This is a genomic window from Rhodococcus sp. 05-339-2, assembly GCF_002258965.1.
Taxonomy (GTDB): Bacteria; Actinomycetota; Actinomycetes; order Mycobacteriales; family Mycobacteriaceae; genus Rhodococcoides.
The window spans coordinates 61,132-76,329 of sequence record NZ_NOYW01000018.1 but is presented as its reverse complement, the minus strand read 5'-3'; the positions used below and the strand labels follow the sequence as shown (position 1 = coordinate 76,329).

Sequence of the window (15,198 nt, the reverse complement as noted above, 5' to 3'; positions counted from 1 at the left end):
AGTTCCCGATGCGGGCCGTACGGCCCGCATCGGGAAGCACTACTCGCCGACCGGTTGCGGCTCGCCCGCCGGCTTCGAAGCCGGAGTCAGCCGCGAGTACGCCAGACACACCAGTCCGAAGAACAGATAGCCTAGGGCGACTTGGGGATTGGCTGCCCACCCCACCTCGTGTGAATGAATCAGACCGACCCACGACAGTGCCGCGGCCACCCCACCTGCTGCGGCGGCAGCGAGAAACCGTTTGTCGAGAACGAAGGTGACGATGGTGCCCAGCATCAGTCCGGCGAGTACCGCGCCGGATCCGAACGTCTTCAGCCCGTCGTACACGACACCCGCCTGACCCAGTGCCTCGCTCCCTACTTCCGTCGCCGATGTACCTGCCGCGCTGAGCGCGTTGTCGATCAGGCCCACCGCCCACTCCGCGAGGTTGGGTAGCAGTGCCACCACCACCGCGATGGCGTGCAGCTTCGGCACCGACTGAAATGCCTGGGCGCCGATCAGCAGGCCGATGTACAGCAGAATCGGGACGATCGCGGGTATCGGAAGCAGCGTGGCCAGTAGACCGAAGAGCCCGAGAAAACACATCAGGCCGATCGCGATGCCCGACGCGAGCGAGTAGCCGGTCCGTCCGCCTGCGTCTTTCCAGCCCGGATGGCCGATGTAGACAGCGGGAGGGAACGGCGATCCGAAGGCAGATCCGACGACCGCTCCGAATCCGTCTGCGAGCAGCACACTGCGGAGGTTGTAGTTGTCTCCCGCAGCGGACGCGCTCTCGACGTTGCTCATTGCCTCGGTGAAGTTGTAGACACCCAGAGGAATTGCGGTCGCGAGCAGCGGTGCCAGGTTGCCGAGACCGTCGAGAAGCAGATCGAGGCGCAGGTCGGGAAGCCCGAGGGCGATATTGCCGGCAGCCTCGGTCACGTCCGGAACCGACATGTATCCGCCGATCCAGCCGATAGCCGTGCCTACCAGAAGCGCGGCGAGACCGACCGGAATGTTGCCGGGCAGCTTCACATCCGTGAAGAAGCCGATGAGAATGATTGCGAGAACGGGCAACCCGATCCAGGCGGCCTCCCACATCTGCGCGGCCGGGCGCATCGCGATGAACGTGATCGAGATGCCGGCCAGTGTGCCGAGCATCGCCGCGCGGGGGGTGATCCTGCGAATGTAGGGTCCGACGAACGCTCCGATCATGACGATGATGCCGATCATGAAGGCCCAGGCGAGCCCCGCCGCCCACGCCTGCACCGCGTCACCCGTCGCCAGGTAGACCGGGAGCATGACCACGAACACGACGATGAACATGTGCGGAACGCTCGGACCGTACGGAAGCGCCGTCACATCGGTTCGGTTCTCGCGCTTGGCGAGCCGACGAGCGAGAACCATGTAGTAGAGGTTCCCCAGGATCAGGGCGATCCCGAGGGCAGGCAGCAGGGTCCCGAGGACGTCGCTTCCTGGAATTCCGACCACCGCGATGCTCAGTGTGGTCAGGGTCAGCACGTTGACGAGAATGTTGAAGCCGAGTCCGAAGAATGCGTTGGTGTCGCCCTTCGTCCACCACGGGAGGGTGAACGAGGACGAAGAGCCTGCAGCGGGTGAGTCTTTCACGTCCATGGTCATGTTCGGTCCTATCGACTTGCCGAGGTGGGGACGAGTGCAACCAACGCGGCCTCGACGTCCTCCGACGGCGCGGTCCAACCGAAAATGCCGCCTTGAGCCGAGATCATCTTGAGGCCCACGCGCTGAAACTCCGGGAAGTACGAACCGACACAGTCCGTCACGACGAGGCATTCGTATCCTCGATCGTTGGCCTCGCGAACCGTGGTGTGCACGCACACCTCGGTCGTCACACCGGTGACGAGCAAGGTGGTGATTCCGGCGCTCGTGAGGATCTCGGAGAGCTCGGTGGCGTAGAACGCCCCTTTGCCCGGCTTGTCGATGACGGTCTCACCTTCGAGTGGTGCCAGTTCGTCGACTATGTCGTGACCGTACTCACCGCGAACGAGGATGCGACCGAACGCTCCCGGATCGCCGATGCGCTGCGATGGTGTGCCGCGGCGTAATTTCGCCGGCGGGCAGTCCGACAGGTCCGGTAGGTGCCCCTCCCTGGTGTGGATCACGGGTATCCCCGCTTCCCTGGCCACTGCGATGAGACCTGCGAGTGGTTCGATCACGGATCGGAGCAGGCCGACATCGTTGCCGAGGCTCTCCCCGAACCCTCCGGGGAGCAGAAAATCCCTCTGCATGTCGATCACGAGCAGTGCCGTCGTCGTGGGATCGATGGTGAACTCCGACGGAGACGCCGACGGTATCGACGTTTCCGGTGTCTGTGCTGAGGTCATGAGATCTCCTGTGCTGCAATGGAAGTATCGTGAGCAGAATTGATCGCCCGGGAATATGCCCGCCAGCCACCGAACTCGCTGATGTCGTCGACGGTGTGCCGATGCGCGCCGGTCTGGACAGTCGCGTCGCAGACGTAGCCGAGAACGTCGGAACCGTCGGCCAGCAGTACTCGTCCCAGAGCGAGCACCGCTGGCATTCTGCCCGCGAGTACCGCAAGAGAAGCGGCGGGCAGACGCCACCTCTCCACGTCGATTGCGCTGCCGCCGAGAGGAACTCGCAACAGTCCGGGTGTCGGGTCGGTGGTTCCGATCCGAAGCAGTGTGTACGTCGGCGCGGTGGACGTCGCCTCGACCAGGGCCCCACCGAGCTCGAGCAGCTGCGGGTTGGCGCGCTCCCCCGACAGGTGGTGCCCGGCAACGACGATGTCGATGGTCTCGAGGGTCGACCCTTCGGCTGCTGCGGGATGCGGTGGAACGGCACGCCGTTCTCCGAGCAACCGGGCCGCGACCGCGAGGATCGTATCGTCGGCCAGCGCAGGCCCGATCACCATGAGGCTGACCGGTCGACCGTCCTGGGTGAGCCCGACGGGAACCGCTACGGCCGTCAGGTCGAGAAGGTTTCCGAAGTGGGTGTAGTGACCGAGCTTCGTATTGCACGCGACGGGGTCTGCGAGTACCTCCGGCACGGTGAAGGTGGTGCCGATGGTCGGCACGATCATCACGTCCATCGACGTCCAGAGCCGAGAGACACGAGCGCGAAGGTCTTGCAATCTCTGCAGAGCCCGGAAGGCATCGACAGCGGTGTAGTTCCGCCCTCCCAGAAAGATCTCGCGGACGACCGGGACGATGGAATCGGGCTTCTCGCTCAGGAATTCGTCGAATTCGACCAGTCGCTCGGCGACCCACGGTCCTTGATACAGCAGTGAGCCGGCGTCGAGGAAGGGTGTGAGATCGACTGTGGTGGTCCGTAACCCATGATCGGGAAGCGACAGGCGCGCCACCGAATGCGCATCGAACATGGCCGCGTCGCCGAAGAAGTCCAGCTGCTGCAGGTCCGGTAGTCCGACGGTGATGTCACGCCCGTCGTACTCTTCTCCGCGCGGACGTGACCAACCGTCCGCTGGATCCTCGGCGCACATGATGTCGAAGACGAGTTCGAGGTCCTCGACAGTGGACGCCATCAGGGTGATGCAGTCCAGCGACTTGCACGCGGGGACGAGGCCGACGGTGCTGATCAGGCCGCGCGACGGCTTGTAGCCGACGATCCCGTTGAGCGCGGCAGGCACTCGACCCGATCCTGCGGTGTCGGTGGCCACACAGAACGGCACCTGCCCGAGGGCGACGGCCAGTGCCGATCCGGAACTGGAGCCACCGGAGATCATGTCGTTGCCGTAGACGCTCCGCGGAATCGCATGGGGCGTGCGAGTTCCGTTCAGCCCGGTCGCGAACTGGTCGAGGCTGGTCTTGCCGACGAAAATGGCGCCCGCGTCGACCAGTGCCTGCACTGCCGGGGCCGTCGAATCCGGCGTGTAGGCGTAGTCGGGACAGGCGAGCGTGGTCGGGTATCCCGCCACATCGATGCTGTCCTTGACTCCGAAGGGAATTCCGTACAGGGGTAGCGACACTGCGTCGGGTCGCGCTTCGAGTGCAGCGGCGGCCGCGAGCAATTCCGAACGGCCGACAACGGTGATCCATGTTCCGTCGTCGCCGCGTGCAGCCACGGCGGTCGAGAACGCCTCCACCGTTGCAGCGGGAGTCGATGTGCCGTTTCTGTACGACGCGAGCATCTCGGTGACGGTCGGGCCGAGTGCCGGTCCCAGGTCTGAAGTCATACCGTCGATTGTCGACAGTTTTCTGTTACTGCAGGTTGTTGCCTTGTTTCGAGTCTGTTAGGAAATACTCTCGAGATGCAGGTAGGTCAGCTCGCCATGCTCCTTCAACGCAGCGAGCGCGACCGAGAGGTCGTTCGATTCGATGGCGTCGAGCAACCACTCGTGACGCCTGATCCCATCGATCGGATTGGCGACTCGGGCTTCTTCCCTGAGGTTGCGGGCCATCGGTAGCTGTAACTTCAACAGGATCGGCGCATAGGCCACATCGAGCTGGCGGCTTCCGGCCAACGCCACGATTGCCTCGTGGAAACGCCGGTGAGCGTCGTCCTTCTCGAGAGTGTCCCCCCGCGCATCGGCGTCGCGCATCTCGTCGAGCGCCGCTCTCACCGGCGCGAAAGCACTGTCGGGAGACGACGCGAGTGGGAGCGCACGCTCGAGCGCATGTCGTTCGAGAACCTGACGCAGCTCGAAAAGTTCGAGAATGTCCTCCGCCGACCACACCGTCACTCGAAACCCGCGACGTGGGAGATGCTCGACCAGACCCTGCTGAGCCAACAGGCGCAACGCCTCACGCACGGGTGCTCGGCTGATCCCGAGTCGCGCGCACAGTGTTTCCTCGACCACGCGCGATCCGGGCTCGAGCGCACCGCTGAGCACCTCGGATCGGACCTGGCGAGTCGCCATTTCGACAAGGCTCGGCGGCAAGGAACCGTGTCCCGCCGGTGCAGCCATGACGCCAGTGTACGAACATGCGCGCCGAATGGCGTGCATCCACGGTATTGCCGGGCCGAGTCGGGGGCCGCTCGCCCACCCCGGCGTTAGACTGGCACGCCTATGTGGATTGGATGGATAGAATTCGACTTCCTTCTCGGAGATGTTCACTCACTCAAAGAGAAGCGCTCCGTGATCCGGCCGGTGATCTCCGAAATGCAACGCAAGTTCGCGGTATCGGCGGCGGAAACCGATCATCGCGAGTTGCACAGGCGAGCAGGTATAGGCGCGTCCGTCGTAGCAGGCGATCGCGACCACGTCACCGATGTTCTCGACCGAATCGAGCGCGTCGCGGCCTCGCGGCCCGAGCTGCAACTCGTCTCCGTTCGGCGGCGCACCATCCGAAGCGACGACATCTGAACACTCGCCCCGCCGGGTCATCGACGTACGTCGAACACCTGCTTCTGAATTCCGTTGCCGTAGACCTCGTGTTCGATCAGTTCGAGATGCGTGGTGTCCTTGTCGGCCGCGCTGAACAGTCGCTTTCCCGCACCGAGCAGGAGTGGAAAGACGAGCAGGTGGTACCGATCGACCAGCCCGGCGTCGGCGAGACTTCGGCCGAGGGTGGCGCTGCCGTGGATCGAGATCGGCCCACCCTCGGAGTTCCTGAGCTCGGCAACGTCGTCGATACTGCGCAGAACGGTTGCAGGCCAGCGTGAGTCGTCCTGCTCGAGCGTCGTCGACACCACATACCTCGGCATGGCGTTGTACCCCGCGAAATCGTCCATGGTGGGCCAGATCGGCGCAAACGCTTCGTAGGAGGTGCGGCCCAACAGCAGCGCAGTGGCTTCTTCCTGCTCACGTCCTTTGATCTCGTACGCTGCCGGATCGAAGTCGATGCCCTGAAACGTCCACCCGGAGTTGCGATAGCCCACCTCGCCGCCCGGCCCCTCCATCACGCCGTCGAGCGACACGAACGCGGTCACGATCACAGTGCGCATGGACGGTCCTTACCGGTGCTGGGGTGGGTGCCGGAATCGTAAACCATCCTCGCGCCGAATCCGTCGATACCATCGACCGATGATCGCCAGCGACATGTCCCGCCCGGCGTGGGACGACGATCCGATCGTGTCCGGCTGGTCGGGACTGCCCGCACTCGACCATGACCGCACCGCCGACGTCTGCGTCGTCGGCCTGGGAGGCTCGGGTCTGGCCGCCGTCGCCGACCTCCTCGACCGCGGTGTCGATGTGGTCGGAATCGACGCAGGGCGAGTCGCAGCCGGCGCTGCGGGTCGGAACGGCGGCTTCCTGCTCGGTGGTCCTGCGACCTTTCTGCACACGGCACTCGCGACATGGGGTCCGTGCGCGGCGGATCTATATCGAGCGACTCTGGCGGAGATCGACAATCTGGAAGGGCTTCTCGGACCCGACGTCGTCCGACGCACCGGATCGATCAGGCTCGCGGGAGTCCCCGGTTCTCCGAGCGAGCTCGCCGATGCGGAGGACTGCGACGCGCTGGCACAGTGCTTGCGCGAGAACGACGTTGCCGTCGAGCACTATTCCGGCGCGTTGGGAAACGGCATCTTCCTACCGGACGATGCGGTGATGAATCCTGCGCGTCGCGCGCTCGGGCTGGCATCGATTCTCGCGGGACGCGCTCGACTGTACGAATACACGCCCGCAATCGCCATCGAGCCGGGCGCGGTCACGACGCCGAATGGAGTGGTTCGATGCGGCCTGGTTCTCGTAGCCGTCGACGGTCGACTCGAACAGGTACTCCCCCAGCTCGACGGACGGGTTCGGACCGCCCGTCTGCAGATGCTCGCGACCTCGCCCGTCACCCCGGGACGACTGCCGTGCCCCGTGTACGGACGATGGGGGTACGACTACGCGCAACAGGACGCGTCTGGACGGCTGTATGTCGGGGGCGGTCGTGACCTCTTCGCCGAGCACGAGTGGACACCGTCCGGCGAACCGACCGCTCAGGTTCAGCACTACATCGAGTCGGTCGCGGCATCGTTTGCAGGAGAACCTGTCTCGGTCGATGCACGGTGGGCCGCGTCCGTCGGATTCACCACCGACGGTCGGCCGCTGTGCACATGGGTCGACGACACCGTGATCGCATTCGGTGGCTACAACGGCACAGGCAATCTGGTCGGACCGGTCACCGCTCGCGCCGCCGTGGCGCTCGGGCTCGACGCAAGTCCAGTACCGCAGTATCTGAGCAGCTGACGCATGGCAGTGTGGACCCATGGCCGAAGAACCGGAACACACCGAGGACGGTCACTACATCGTGATCAAGGGTCGCCGTTGGCGCGCAACGGATCCTGATATCCCGGAGGATCGCAATGCCGAATTGCGGTCGATTCTGATGGCGTGGCGCAGGGAGGTCAAACGCACGTCGGGTGCACCGGAATCTCGCGCAGGCGTGCAGGCCACCAAAGTCGCCCTCGGCGAGCGAGGAACCCCGTGGTGGGAGCAGTCGGACGACGAGCGACGGGCCCGATGGGAATCGGAAGTGGCGAGGCCGTCCGACACCTGACATCCGCCCGATGGTTGCCATAGTGGAAACTATCCAATACAGTTTCCACCATGGAAAGCATCGGAGAACCCACACCTGCCGAAGCCCGAACGGCTCTCGACGACATCGATCGAATTCAGCGCGCAGTACGAGACACTCCGTGGCCGGTATGGCTGTATCCGGTCAACGCCGCGCTGCTCGCGATGTTCGCACTGACCGCCCTTCTCGACAGCCGGGTCGCGTTCCTGGGTGTCGCCGCGGTGATCATCGCGGTCAACGTCGTCACCGGATATCGGATGGGGACGCCGTGGGCCCTACCCACCGACCGCGGCTTCCTCACCTGTGTCGCGCTGTCGGGGCTCTCCGTCGCGCTGGCGCAGGCTGTCGGTGATCCCAGCGGACCGGCCTGGCCGGTTGTTCTGCTGGCGGCAGCAGCCGCGTCGATCTACTCGATCGGATCGATTCTGCACTACCGCAGTACGCGTCGATGAGCGATCTCGATCCGATCATTCACCCGGCCCACCGGCTCCGAATCTGTGCCCTTCTGGCCGCGGCGACAACGGTGGAACTGGCGATCGTCAAGGAACACAGCGGGTTGAGCGCATCGGCGCTGAGCAAACAGGTCGCTGCTCTGGTCGATGCGGGATACGTCGAGCAGCAGCGATCACGGACGGACTCGCGGCGACTGTGGTTGTCGTTGACCAAGGACGGTAGAACGGCCTATCGACGTCACGTGGTCGCACTGCGCGCCATTGTTGCCGACACCGACGCATCCATCTGATCTTCTGCGGTGACTTTCCCTCACGGTGCGGGTCTACTGATTCGACGGATCCCGTCGTAGTTCAGCCCGCTCGTTCATCAGAAGAAGGAGACTTCGATCATGTCCATTCTCAACCCCTATCTGTCGTTCCGAGACAACGCGCGCGAGGCGATGGAGTTCTATCGGTCGGTCTTCGGTGGCGAGCTGACCGTCACCACGCTCGGCGAGGCCAACGCCAGCGAGGATCCCGCTGACCGGGACAAGATCATGCACGGCCAGCTGACCACCCCGAACGGGTTCACTCTGATGGGAGCCGACACGCCGTCGTCGATGGAGCACACGCCCGGGAACACCATGAGCGTCTCGCTCAGCGGCGACGAGGAGGACGAACTGACGAGCTACTGGAACGCGTTGGCCGTCGACGCGCAGTTCACGATGGGTCTCGACAAGGCCCCGTGGGGCGACACCTTCGGTATGTTGACCGACAAGTTCGGTGTGCAGTGGATGGTCAACATCGCCGGATCCCCCAGCGAGAGCTGAGTACGGCTTCCGCCGCTACCGGACGAGGTTCTTCGGCGGGACCACCTGTCGGAGACCGTCGGGCCCCCAGCCTCGATCGAGTGCCGTCAACAACAATGCACAGCCGATACCGGACAGGACGAGCGCGGAGCCGAACATCGCCGTGTAGCCGAACAGGTCGCCGACCACACCGGCTGCGATCCCGGCTGCGCCCTGCGCGAAGACGATTGCGCACGCCATCAGCGTGTAATCGCTTCCCGCGAAACGCTTCTCGGACGCGTCCATCATCAGGGCGAACACCGCCACCGTGGCCGCACCACCGAGGACGTGTTCGGTGATGTTGGCGGTGACCAGAAGTGGGAAGCCGCCGACTCCCAGGGAGGCGACGACATACAGGGCAAGGCTGAGCGTTTGACTCACCCCGCCGACCAGCAGCGCCCGACGCCGTCCGTGTCGAAATGACAACCATGCCCCCAGTGCGGCTCCCCCGAGCGCAGCCACCGACGACAGACCGCCCTCGACCAGCGCTATCTGGGGCAATGACAGTCCACTGTCCGACAGGAACGGACCCACGAGGGCCGAGCCCATCGAGTTACCGAACTTGAAGCCGATGATCAGCAGGATGAACGCAGCCATGCCGGGCCTACGCAGTCGGGACCACCAGGCAACCGCCAGCCGCACCGGCGTTTCCGGCTCGGCCGCTCGGTCGGATTCGGCGTCTGCAGCGTCCAGTTGCGTCCGCATCCACCACACCGGAACAGTCGTCAGCACGATGAGCAGTGCCATCGCGACGAACAGCACCCGCCATCCGGCAAAGGTGAACAGCCACAACAGCAGTCCGCCGCCGCACACCATCCCGATGCGGTAGGCACCGACCTGCAGACCGTTGCCCAACCCGCGCTGCGCCGCGCTGAGCGTACGCACCGCGATACCGTCGGTCGCGATGTCCTGCGTCGCCGAGAGAGCATTCATGACGAAGATTCCGACGAACAGCCAGCGCAGTGTCGAGGACAGATCGAGGAACGACAACGCCAGTGCCACCGCCGCGGCCGAACACTGCAGCGACAACAGCCACCGTCGCCTCGATCCGTACCGATCGACGTACGGAGCCCAGAGAAATTTCAGCGCCCACGGGAGAAACAGCACACCGGTCGCGCTGATCTTCACCAATGAGAAGCCCGACTCCCGGAGGACGACAGGTAGGGCCTGGGTGAAGAATCCGAACGGCAGTCCCTGTGCGAAGTAGAGCGCACCCAGGAGAGTCAGAGTCCCGGCGGTGAACGATGCCGGACGCACCGCATTGGTCATGCCGGTCATCGTGTCAGAGCGACGCCGACTCCGCCGAACGCGCCACCGGCTGGCGGAGGATGGTGCGCAGCTTCGTCGGCTCCACCCTGCGCGGATCGCTGAGATAGATCTCGTGATGTTTGCCGGTCATCGTCATTCCAGAACTGGGAATGTATCGGTGATGGAGTTCGTCGAGTACCGGCGTCTCGTCGTCGTAGGACCCGACATGCAGCGTCTGCACGCACAGCCCCTCGTCGAGAGTCTCCAGTCGAATTCTGCTCGACGCATCCGAGGTGCTCTTCGCTTCCGCGGACGCCTTCGCCACGTCGAACATCCGACGGTCGATCCAGTCGGGCACCATGATCATGGCCGTCCAGTTCCACTCGGCCTTGTTGCGGGCGGTCGTGAACGAGGCCATGTTCTCGGCCCACCACAGAGCCTCGAGCGGCGGAACGACATAGTCGCGGTCGAGGGTGTTCTTGCTGGCGAACTTCAGTGCATAGGCCACGGGGTAGAGCGCCCCGATTGCTTCGGTGTACTGCGGAGCGGTGTTCGGATCGCCGTGTCCGTCGATCATCAGGTACGTCATTGGCGGAACGACAAGGGTACGAAAGATGTTGTGCTGCGCAGAGTATGCGTCGAACGTTTTCTTGAAATCGACTTTCGTCATGCGGCCCCCGGTTACCACCACTGTCGAATACTGCGAAACATCTCCAAGAGATACCCGACAACGGACATCGACGAGACCGATACCGCCCGGTCTCGTCGATGTCGGTTCGTCCGATCTGTCACACCCCGGCGTCGACCTTGTCCGGCTCGCCTCGGCGCATCGCCAGGTACTCGGAGAGTTCGCGCTTGACCACCGGCAAGAGCAGGTACAGGCCCGTGATGTTGACCAGCGCCAGCAGGAACAGCGTCGCATCGGCGAAATCGAGCACGGAACCGAGGGACAACACGGTTCCGATGACGGTGAACATGCAGAACATCACGTTGAAGAAGGTGCGCGAGAAGCGGCTCCGTCCGAACAACGACGTCCATGCCTGCAGTCCGTAGTAGGCCCAGGTGATTGCGGTGGACAGAGCGAACAGTGCCACCGCGACAGTCAGCACGTACGGGAACCACGGCAGCACCGTCTCGAAAGCGTCGGAGGTGAGGGTGACGCCTCCGGCGGGAAGCTCACCTGTCTCGGCGACGATCGCCCGCTGGTCCTGCCAGGTGACGGTGTTGGCGATCACGATGGTCAATGCCGTCGCGGTACAGATGACGACCGTGTCGATGAAGGGCTCGAGCATGGCCACGAAGCCCTCGGTGACCGGATGCCTGGTCTTGACGGCCGAGTGCGCGATGGCCGCCGAACCCAGTCCGGCCTCGTTCGAGAACGCGGCGCGCTGGAATCCGATGATCATGACGCCGAGTACGCCGCCGGCCACACCCTCGGGTGAGAACGCACCTTCGAAGATCGCGGTGAATGCCGTGGGGACCGAACGGAAGTTGACGGCGATGACGACGCCGCACGCGACGATGTAGATCAGCGCCATGGTCGGTACGAGCTTGGCGGTCACCGCCGAGATCGATTTCATGCCGCCGATGATGACCAGTCCGATGATCAGTGCGACGACGATACCGAATACGGCTTTTGCTCCGTCGGAGCCGAGGAATCCGTCCTCACCACCGGTGACCGAACGGACCTGCGCGTAGGTCTGATTGGCCTGGAACATGTTGCCGCCGCTGATCGCGAAGAACGTGATGACGATGGCGTAGAAGACGGCCATGACCTTGCCGACCTTGGCGAGTCCCCGCTCCGCGAGACCCTTGGTCAGGTATTTCATCGGCCCACCGGAGACGGTGCCGTCCTCGTTGATGTCTCGGTACTTCACACCGAGCGTGCACTCGACGAACTTCGATGCCATACCCAGCAAGCCGGCGAGGATCATCCACAGAGTCGCGCCGGGGCCACCGAGCGTCACTGCGACGGCGACACCGGCGATGTTGCCGAGCCCGACGGTTCCGGACACCGCGGCGGTGAGGGCTCTGAAGTGACTGACTTCTCCTGGCGCGTCTGCCTCGTCCTCCTTGCCGCTGACCAGAATCAACGCTCTCTTGATTCCGCGGACCTGGATGAACTTGAACGCCACCGTGAAGACGACGGCTCCGACGATGAGCCACAGGACGATCAGTGGAACAGCGGCTCCACCGATATTGACGGTGAAGAAGACGACATTCGACACGGCAGCGGAGATCGGATCGAAGGCATTGTTGATCGCCGTCTCGATGGAGCTGATCGTGCCTCCGTCCGCGGCCAATAAATCGGTTGCGAGGGGGTGAGAGCTCATGGCTTCGAGTGAACAGCACGGGGACGGCCGAAGACGTGATTTACCGAATTTCGGGCAACAATTTACTTGATCTTGACGAGGAGCCCGCGGACTCACATCGCAGATCTGGCCGGTATCCGTCTCAGAAGCACCGTTGCAGCATCCAGTACGACATGACGGTCGTAGGTGAGGCGGTAGTCGTACATCGGGGTGCCGTCCTCGGCCGCTCCTCGCTCGACCGCGATGAGCGCCACGCTCGACATCGGAGCCACGATCACGATCGAACGTTCCAGTGCCAACGGTTCGTCCGCGTCCACGAACACTTTCCGGAAACCTGATTCCGGCGACGCGGCATTCGAGTCGAAGACGGCCATCAGCGCAGTACGTGCGGCGAGGTCCTCGAAGATCGCCTCGCGCGCAGGCGTCAGACCGGTGGACGCACTGACGGTCGCCAGTACGACGGTCGAGGAACCGGTGCCGTACGCACTGTGCAACAGGCTGTTCTCGATGGCGTCGAGCAGTGTCGAATCCGCGTGCCTGCGGGCGCCGAGAGCATGGGTGAGCCCGTAGGGCGTGACCGCAACGGGGGCACGCACGGTCAGCGTTCCGGTCGGATCGAGCGATCGGACCAGCCCCTGCACCTCGCCGAAATCCGGAAGAGCCTCCGGTGCCCCGTAGAGATATCCCTGCCCCAGCACGGCACCCATGGCGAGCGCACAACTCTCGTGATGCTCGGTTTCGATCCCTTCGGCCAGAACCAGGGCACCGGTGCGCTCGGCCTCGGCGGCGACAGCGGCAACGATGGCGGCGGTCTCGTTGCTCGAGCGCCCCTGTACGAGTTCCATGTCCAGCTTGATCACGTCGGGACGCAGCAGTGGGATCAGGGCGAGGCTGGAAGAATCTGCCCCCACATCGTCGATGGCGACTCGCCACCCCAGGTTTCGAGCGTGTTCGGCCGCCCTCAGCAGACCGGCCGGATCACCCATCAGGTCTCGCTCGGTGATTTCGACGATGATGGACAGCCGCGACGCATCCTCGAGAATCGGTAGGTAGTCCCGTGGAGGCGGTGCATCGAGGGCGATGGGTTCGGCATTGACGAACAGTGCGAGCTGGTCGGGATAGCCGGACTCGAAGGCACCGCGCAACGCGCTGATTCGGCAGCGCCAATCGAAATCGGCAGTGACGCCCTGTGCCCGCGCCACGCCCAACAGTTCCGGCGGCGAAATGGGCGCACCGCCTCCGCAGGTCCGCACCAAGGCTTCGTACCCCACAACGGCGCGTCCGTCCAGCGTCACGATCGGCTGGTAGACCGACGTGATCCGGACCGACATCGGCGAAATCTCCGCACTCGCCGAGGATCGATGCATGGGTGGACCCTCCCTCGATACTGATCGATCGGTCCCCACCCGGGGCATCATCATGCCCGACCGCACCCTGGTGTCGACACCCGACTGCGGTCTGCGCGTCTGTTCGTTGGTTATATGGTGCTCCGAGGACTCGAGGAACGGCGGTGACCGATGGTGGGAGCGGACTCACGTCCTCGTACCCCTCACGACCGCCTCTTCGCGGGTCGATACCGACTGGGCACGATCCTGGGGCGCGGCGGAATGGCCGACGTCGTGCACGCCGACGACCACGTTCTCGGCCGATCCGTAGCGGTGAAGATATTCCGCCACGGCGAGCCCCCCGACACCGCCCAACGCATCGATGCAGAAATACGGACTCTCGCGTCGCTGTCGCACCCGGGTCTGGTGACGCTGTACGACGCGGGCACTGCGCTCGATCCGAGCGGGGTGCCCGTGCCGTACCTGGTGATGGAGCTGGTCGACGGTCCGACTCTGAGTGCGTATCGCCGGAGCCGAACGATGGACACCGCCCACGTCGCTCGGATCGGATACGAGCTGGCGGAGGCTCTCGCCTACATCCACGGTCAGGGTGTGGTGCATCGCGACATCAAACCGGCCAACATCCTCCTTGCGCATGCTCCGGACGTATCGATGGGACAGTGCGCCAAACTTGCCGACTTCGGCATCGCTCGTATCGTCGACGCCGAACGACTCACCGAGCACGGCACCACAGTCGGTACTGCGCACTACCTCAGCCCGGAGCAGGCGACAGGTACCTCTGCAGGTCCCCCGACGGACATCTACACGCTCGGGCTGGTTCTCATCGAATGCCTGACCGGCACAATGGCATTCGAGGGAAGCGCGGTGGCTGCGGCGGTGGCGCGTCTACACCGCGATCCCGCCGTCCCCGAGGGGCTCGGATCGGACTGGCACGCGTTGTTGACGGAGATGACATCGAGACGGCCGGAGGATCGACCGGCCGCAGCTGCGGTCGCCCACCGGTTGCGTGGGCTCTCGCGAAGCACGACATCTCTTCCCCGCACCGCCGCGATTCCAATGGAAACTGTGAACACGGTTGCGCCCCCAGCAGTTTCAGCGTCGACCGAAGCGGAACCTCCACGCCGTCGATGGATCGTTCCGGGAGCAGCGGCTCTGTTCGTCTCGCTGGGCGCAGCAATCCTCTGGGTCGCAGTCGGCACGGGCGAGGAGCCGGAGCCCCTGTCACCGTCGACGCCGACGCCGACGCCGACGCTTGTGCAGTCGCCCGCGGCGGCGCCCACAACGCCCGCGCCCGCACCTGCGAGCCCGATTCCAGTGCTCTCGAACCCACCTGAGCCTGCTCCCGGACCCACGACGAATTCGCTTCCGACCGAGCCCGCTGCGCCGGCCCCGCTACCGCCGGGTGACGACAAAGGAAGCTCGGGGAACGGCAGCGGGAACTCGGAGAAGGGCAACAAGAGCCCCGGCAATTCGGGAAACGGCAACGCGAACGGGAACAGCAACGGAAACAGTGGCAACGGCAACGGCAATTCCGGCCGAGGGAACTGACCCCGCGGCCGTCGACAGAC

16 protein-coding genes are annotated in these 15,198 nt (G+C 64.4%); 7 read left to right on the top strand and 9 right to left on the bottom strand.

Annotated elements, in window-relative coordinates:
* Window positions 1-39 precede the first annotated feature (39 nt).
* From CH273_RS18215 to CH273_RS18200, 4 genes are read right to left on the bottom strand one after another with little or no spacing between them, the layout of a single operon-like run.
* Window positions 40-1,620: a hypothetical protein gene (locus CH273_RS18215; RefSeq protein ID WP_032398149.1), complete on the bottom strand. Its 1,581-nt coding sequence runs from the start codon at window positions 1,618-1,620 to the stop codon at window positions 40-42.
* Window positions 1,621-1,628: 8 nt separating this feature from the next.
* Window positions 1,629-2,342, bottom strand: coding sequence for a cysteine hydrolase family protein (locus CH273_RS18210; protein ID WP_052050378.1), 714 nt, complete (start codon window positions 2,340-2,342; stop codon window positions 1,629-1,631).
* Window positions 2,339-4,174 carry an allophanate hydrolase gene (gene atzF, locus CH273_RS18205; protein ID WP_082322666.1) on the bottom strand — a complete coding sequence of 612 codons (1,836 nt, stop codon included), beginning with the start codon at window positions 4,172-4,174 and terminating at the stop codon, window positions 2,339-2,341. Before atzF ends, CH273_RS18210 begins: the two co-directional genes overlap by 4 nt.
* A gap of 57 nt (window positions 4,175-4,231) precedes the next feature.
* The gene (locus CH273_RS18200; RefSeq protein WP_032398150.1) at window positions 4,232-4,906 is read right to left on the bottom strand and encodes a GntR family transcriptional regulator; all 675 of its coding nucleotides are present in this window, start codon (window positions 4,904-4,906) and stop codon (window positions 4,232-4,234) included.
* 102 nt (window positions 4,907-5,008) lie between these two features.
* Here CH273_RS18200 and CH273_RS18195 point away from each other — a divergent pair, with 102 nt between their 5' ends.
* On the top strand, window positions 5,009-5,305 hold the full coding sequence (locus CH273_RS18195) for a DUF503 domain-containing protein (RefSeq protein ID WP_032398151.1): 297 nt from the start codon (window positions 5,009-5,011) through the stop codon (window positions 5,303-5,305).
* A gap of 17 nt (window positions 5,306-5,322) precedes the next feature.
* Here the strand turns inward: CH273_RS18195 and CH273_RS18190 are convergent, their stop codons facing one another.
* The gene (locus CH273_RS18190) at window positions 5,323-5,886 is read right to left on the bottom strand and encodes a dihydrofolate reductase family protein (RefSeq protein WP_032398152.1); all 564 of its coding nucleotides are present in this window, start codon (window positions 5,884-5,886) and stop codon (window positions 5,323-5,325) included.
* 79 nt (window positions 5,887-5,965) lie between these two features.
* On the opposite strand from CH273_RS18190, the gene CH273_RS18185 reads away from it, so the two are divergent.
* The 5 genes from CH273_RS18185 (at window position 5,966) to CH273_RS18165 (ending at window position 8,706) form a co-directional block, all read left to right on the top strand.
* On the top strand, window positions 5,966-7,117 hold the full coding sequence (locus CH273_RS18185; RefSeq protein WP_052050383.1) for an NAD(P)/FAD-dependent oxidoreductase: 1,152 nt from the start codon (window positions 5,966-5,968) through the stop codon (window positions 7,115-7,117).
* Window positions 7,118-7,136: 19 nt separating this feature from the next.
* Window positions 7,137-7,427, top strand: coding sequence for a hypothetical protein (locus CH273_RS18180; RefSeq protein WP_032398153.1), 291 nt, complete (start codon window positions 7,137-7,139; stop codon window positions 7,425-7,427).
* A 50-nt stretch (window positions 7,428-7,477) separates the two neighbouring features.
* Window positions 7,478-7,897: a hypothetical protein gene (locus CH273_RS18175; protein ID WP_032398154.1), complete on the top strand. Its 420-nt coding sequence runs from the start codon at window positions 7,478-7,480 to the stop codon at window positions 7,895-7,897.
* Window positions 7,894-8,187, top strand: a complete 294-nt coding sequence (locus CH273_RS18170) for a transcriptional regulator (protein ID WP_032398155.1) — start codon at window positions 7,894-7,896, stop codon at window positions 8,185-8,187. Before CH273_RS18175 ends, CH273_RS18170 begins: the two co-directional genes overlap by 4 nt.
* Before the next feature lie 96 nt (window positions 8,188-8,283).
* Window positions 8,284-8,706, top strand: coding sequence for a VOC family protein (locus tag CH273_RS18165; RefSeq protein ID WP_032398156.1), 423 nt, complete (start codon window positions 8,284-8,286; stop codon window positions 8,704-8,706).
* Between the two features lie 15 nt (window positions 8,707-8,721).
* On the opposite strand, the gene CH273_RS18160 is transcribed toward CH273_RS18165, so the two are convergent.
* The 4 genes from CH273_RS18160 to CH273_RS18145 all read right to left on the bottom strand — a co-directional run bounded on the left by CH273_RS18160 (window position 8,722) and on the right by CH273_RS18145 (window position 13,651).
* Window positions 8,722-9,993, bottom strand: a complete 1,272-nt coding sequence (locus CH273_RS18160) for an MFS transporter (protein ID WP_032398497.1) — start codon at window positions 9,991-9,993, stop codon at window positions 8,722-8,724.
* Window positions 9,994-10,006: 13 nt separating this feature from the next.
* Complete coding sequence (locus CH273_RS18155) at window positions 10,007-10,642, bottom strand: GyrI-like domain-containing protein (protein WP_032398157.1); 636 nt, start codon at window positions 10,640-10,642, stop codon at window positions 10,007-10,009.
* Between the two features lie 118 nt (window positions 10,643-10,760).
* Window positions 10,761-12,305 (bottom strand): alanine/glycine:cation symporter family protein, encoded by a 1,545-nt coding sequence (locus CH273_RS18150; protein WP_032398158.1) that lies wholly within the window; start codon window positions 12,303-12,305, stop codon window positions 10,761-10,763.
* A gap of 92 nt (window positions 12,306-12,397) precedes the next feature.
* Window positions 12,398-13,651, bottom strand: coding sequence for an EAL domain-containing protein (locus tag CH273_RS18145; RefSeq protein ID WP_032398159.1), 1,254 nt, complete (start codon window positions 13,649-13,651; stop codon window positions 12,398-12,400).
* Between the two features lie 150 nt (window positions 13,652-13,801).
* On the opposite strand from CH273_RS18145, the gene CH273_RS18140 reads away from it, so the two are divergent.
* Window positions 13,802-15,178 carry a serine/threonine-protein kinase gene (locus tag CH273_RS18140; RefSeq protein ID WP_032398160.1) on the top strand — a complete coding sequence of 459 codons (1,377 nt, stop codon included), beginning with the start codon at window positions 13,802-13,804 and terminating at the stop codon, window positions 15,176-15,178.
* Window positions 15,179-15,198 lie beyond the last annotated feature (20 nt).

Excerpts from the sequence above, each read along its gene's own strand:
- CH273_RS18215 (WP_032398149.1), bottom strand. The coding sequence starts at position 1,620 with ATGACCATGGACGTGAAAGACTCACCCGCTGCAGGCTCTTCGTCCTCG.
- CH273_RS18210 (WP_052050378.1), bottom strand. The coding sequence starts at position 2,342 with ATGACCTCAGCACAGACACCGGAAACGTCGATACCGTCGGCGTCTCCG.
- atzF (WP_082322666.1), bottom strand. The coding sequence starts at position 4,174 with ATGACTTCAGACCTGGGACCGGCACTCGGCCCGACCGTCACCGAGATG.
- CH273_RS18200 (WP_032398150.1), bottom strand. The coding sequence starts at position 4,906 with ATGGCTGCACCGGCGGGACACGGTTCCTTGCCGCCGAGCCTTGTCGAA.
- CH273_RS18195 (WP_032398151.1), top strand. The coding sequence starts at position 5,009 with ATGTGGATTGGATGGATAGAATTCGACTTCCTTCTCGGAGATGTTCAC.
- CH273_RS18190 (WP_032398152.1), bottom strand. The coding sequence starts at position 5,886 with ATGCGCACTGTGATCGTGACCGCGTTCGTGTCGCTCGACGGCGTGATG.
- CH273_RS18185 (WP_052050383.1), top strand. The coding sequence starts at position 5,966 with ATGATCGCCAGCGACATGTCCCGCCCGGCGTGGGACGACGATCCGATC.
- CH273_RS18180 (WP_032398153.1), top strand. The coding sequence starts at position 7,137 with ATGGCCGAAGAACCGGAACACACCGAGGACGGTCACTACATCGTGATC.
- CH273_RS18175 (WP_032398154.1), top strand. The coding sequence starts at position 7,478 with ATGGAAAGCATCGGAGAACCCACACCTGCCGAAGCCCGAACGGCTCTC.
- CH273_RS18170 (WP_032398155.1), top strand. The coding sequence starts at position 7,894 with ATGAGCGATCTCGATCCGATCATTCACCCGGCCCACCGGCTCCGAATC.
- CH273_RS18160 (WP_032398497.1), bottom strand. The coding sequence starts at position 9,993 with ATGACCAATGCGGTGCGTCCGGCATCGTTCACCGCCGGGACTCTGACT.
- CH273_RS18155 (WP_032398157.1), bottom strand. The coding sequence starts at position 10,642 with ATGACGAAAGTCGATTTCAAGAAAACGTTCGACGCATACTCTGCGCAG.
- CH273_RS18150 (WP_032398158.1), bottom strand. The coding sequence starts at position 12,305 with ATGAGCTCTCACCCCCTCGCAACCGATTTATTGGCCGCGGACGGAGGC.
- CH273_RS18145 (WP_032398159.1), bottom strand. The coding sequence starts at position 13,651 with ATGCATCGATCCTCGGCGAGTGCGGAGATTTCGCCGATGTCGGTCCGG.
- CH273_RS18140 (WP_032398160.1), top strand. The coding sequence starts at position 13,802 with ATGGTGGGAGCGGACTCACGTCCTCGTACCCCTCACGACCGCCTCTTC.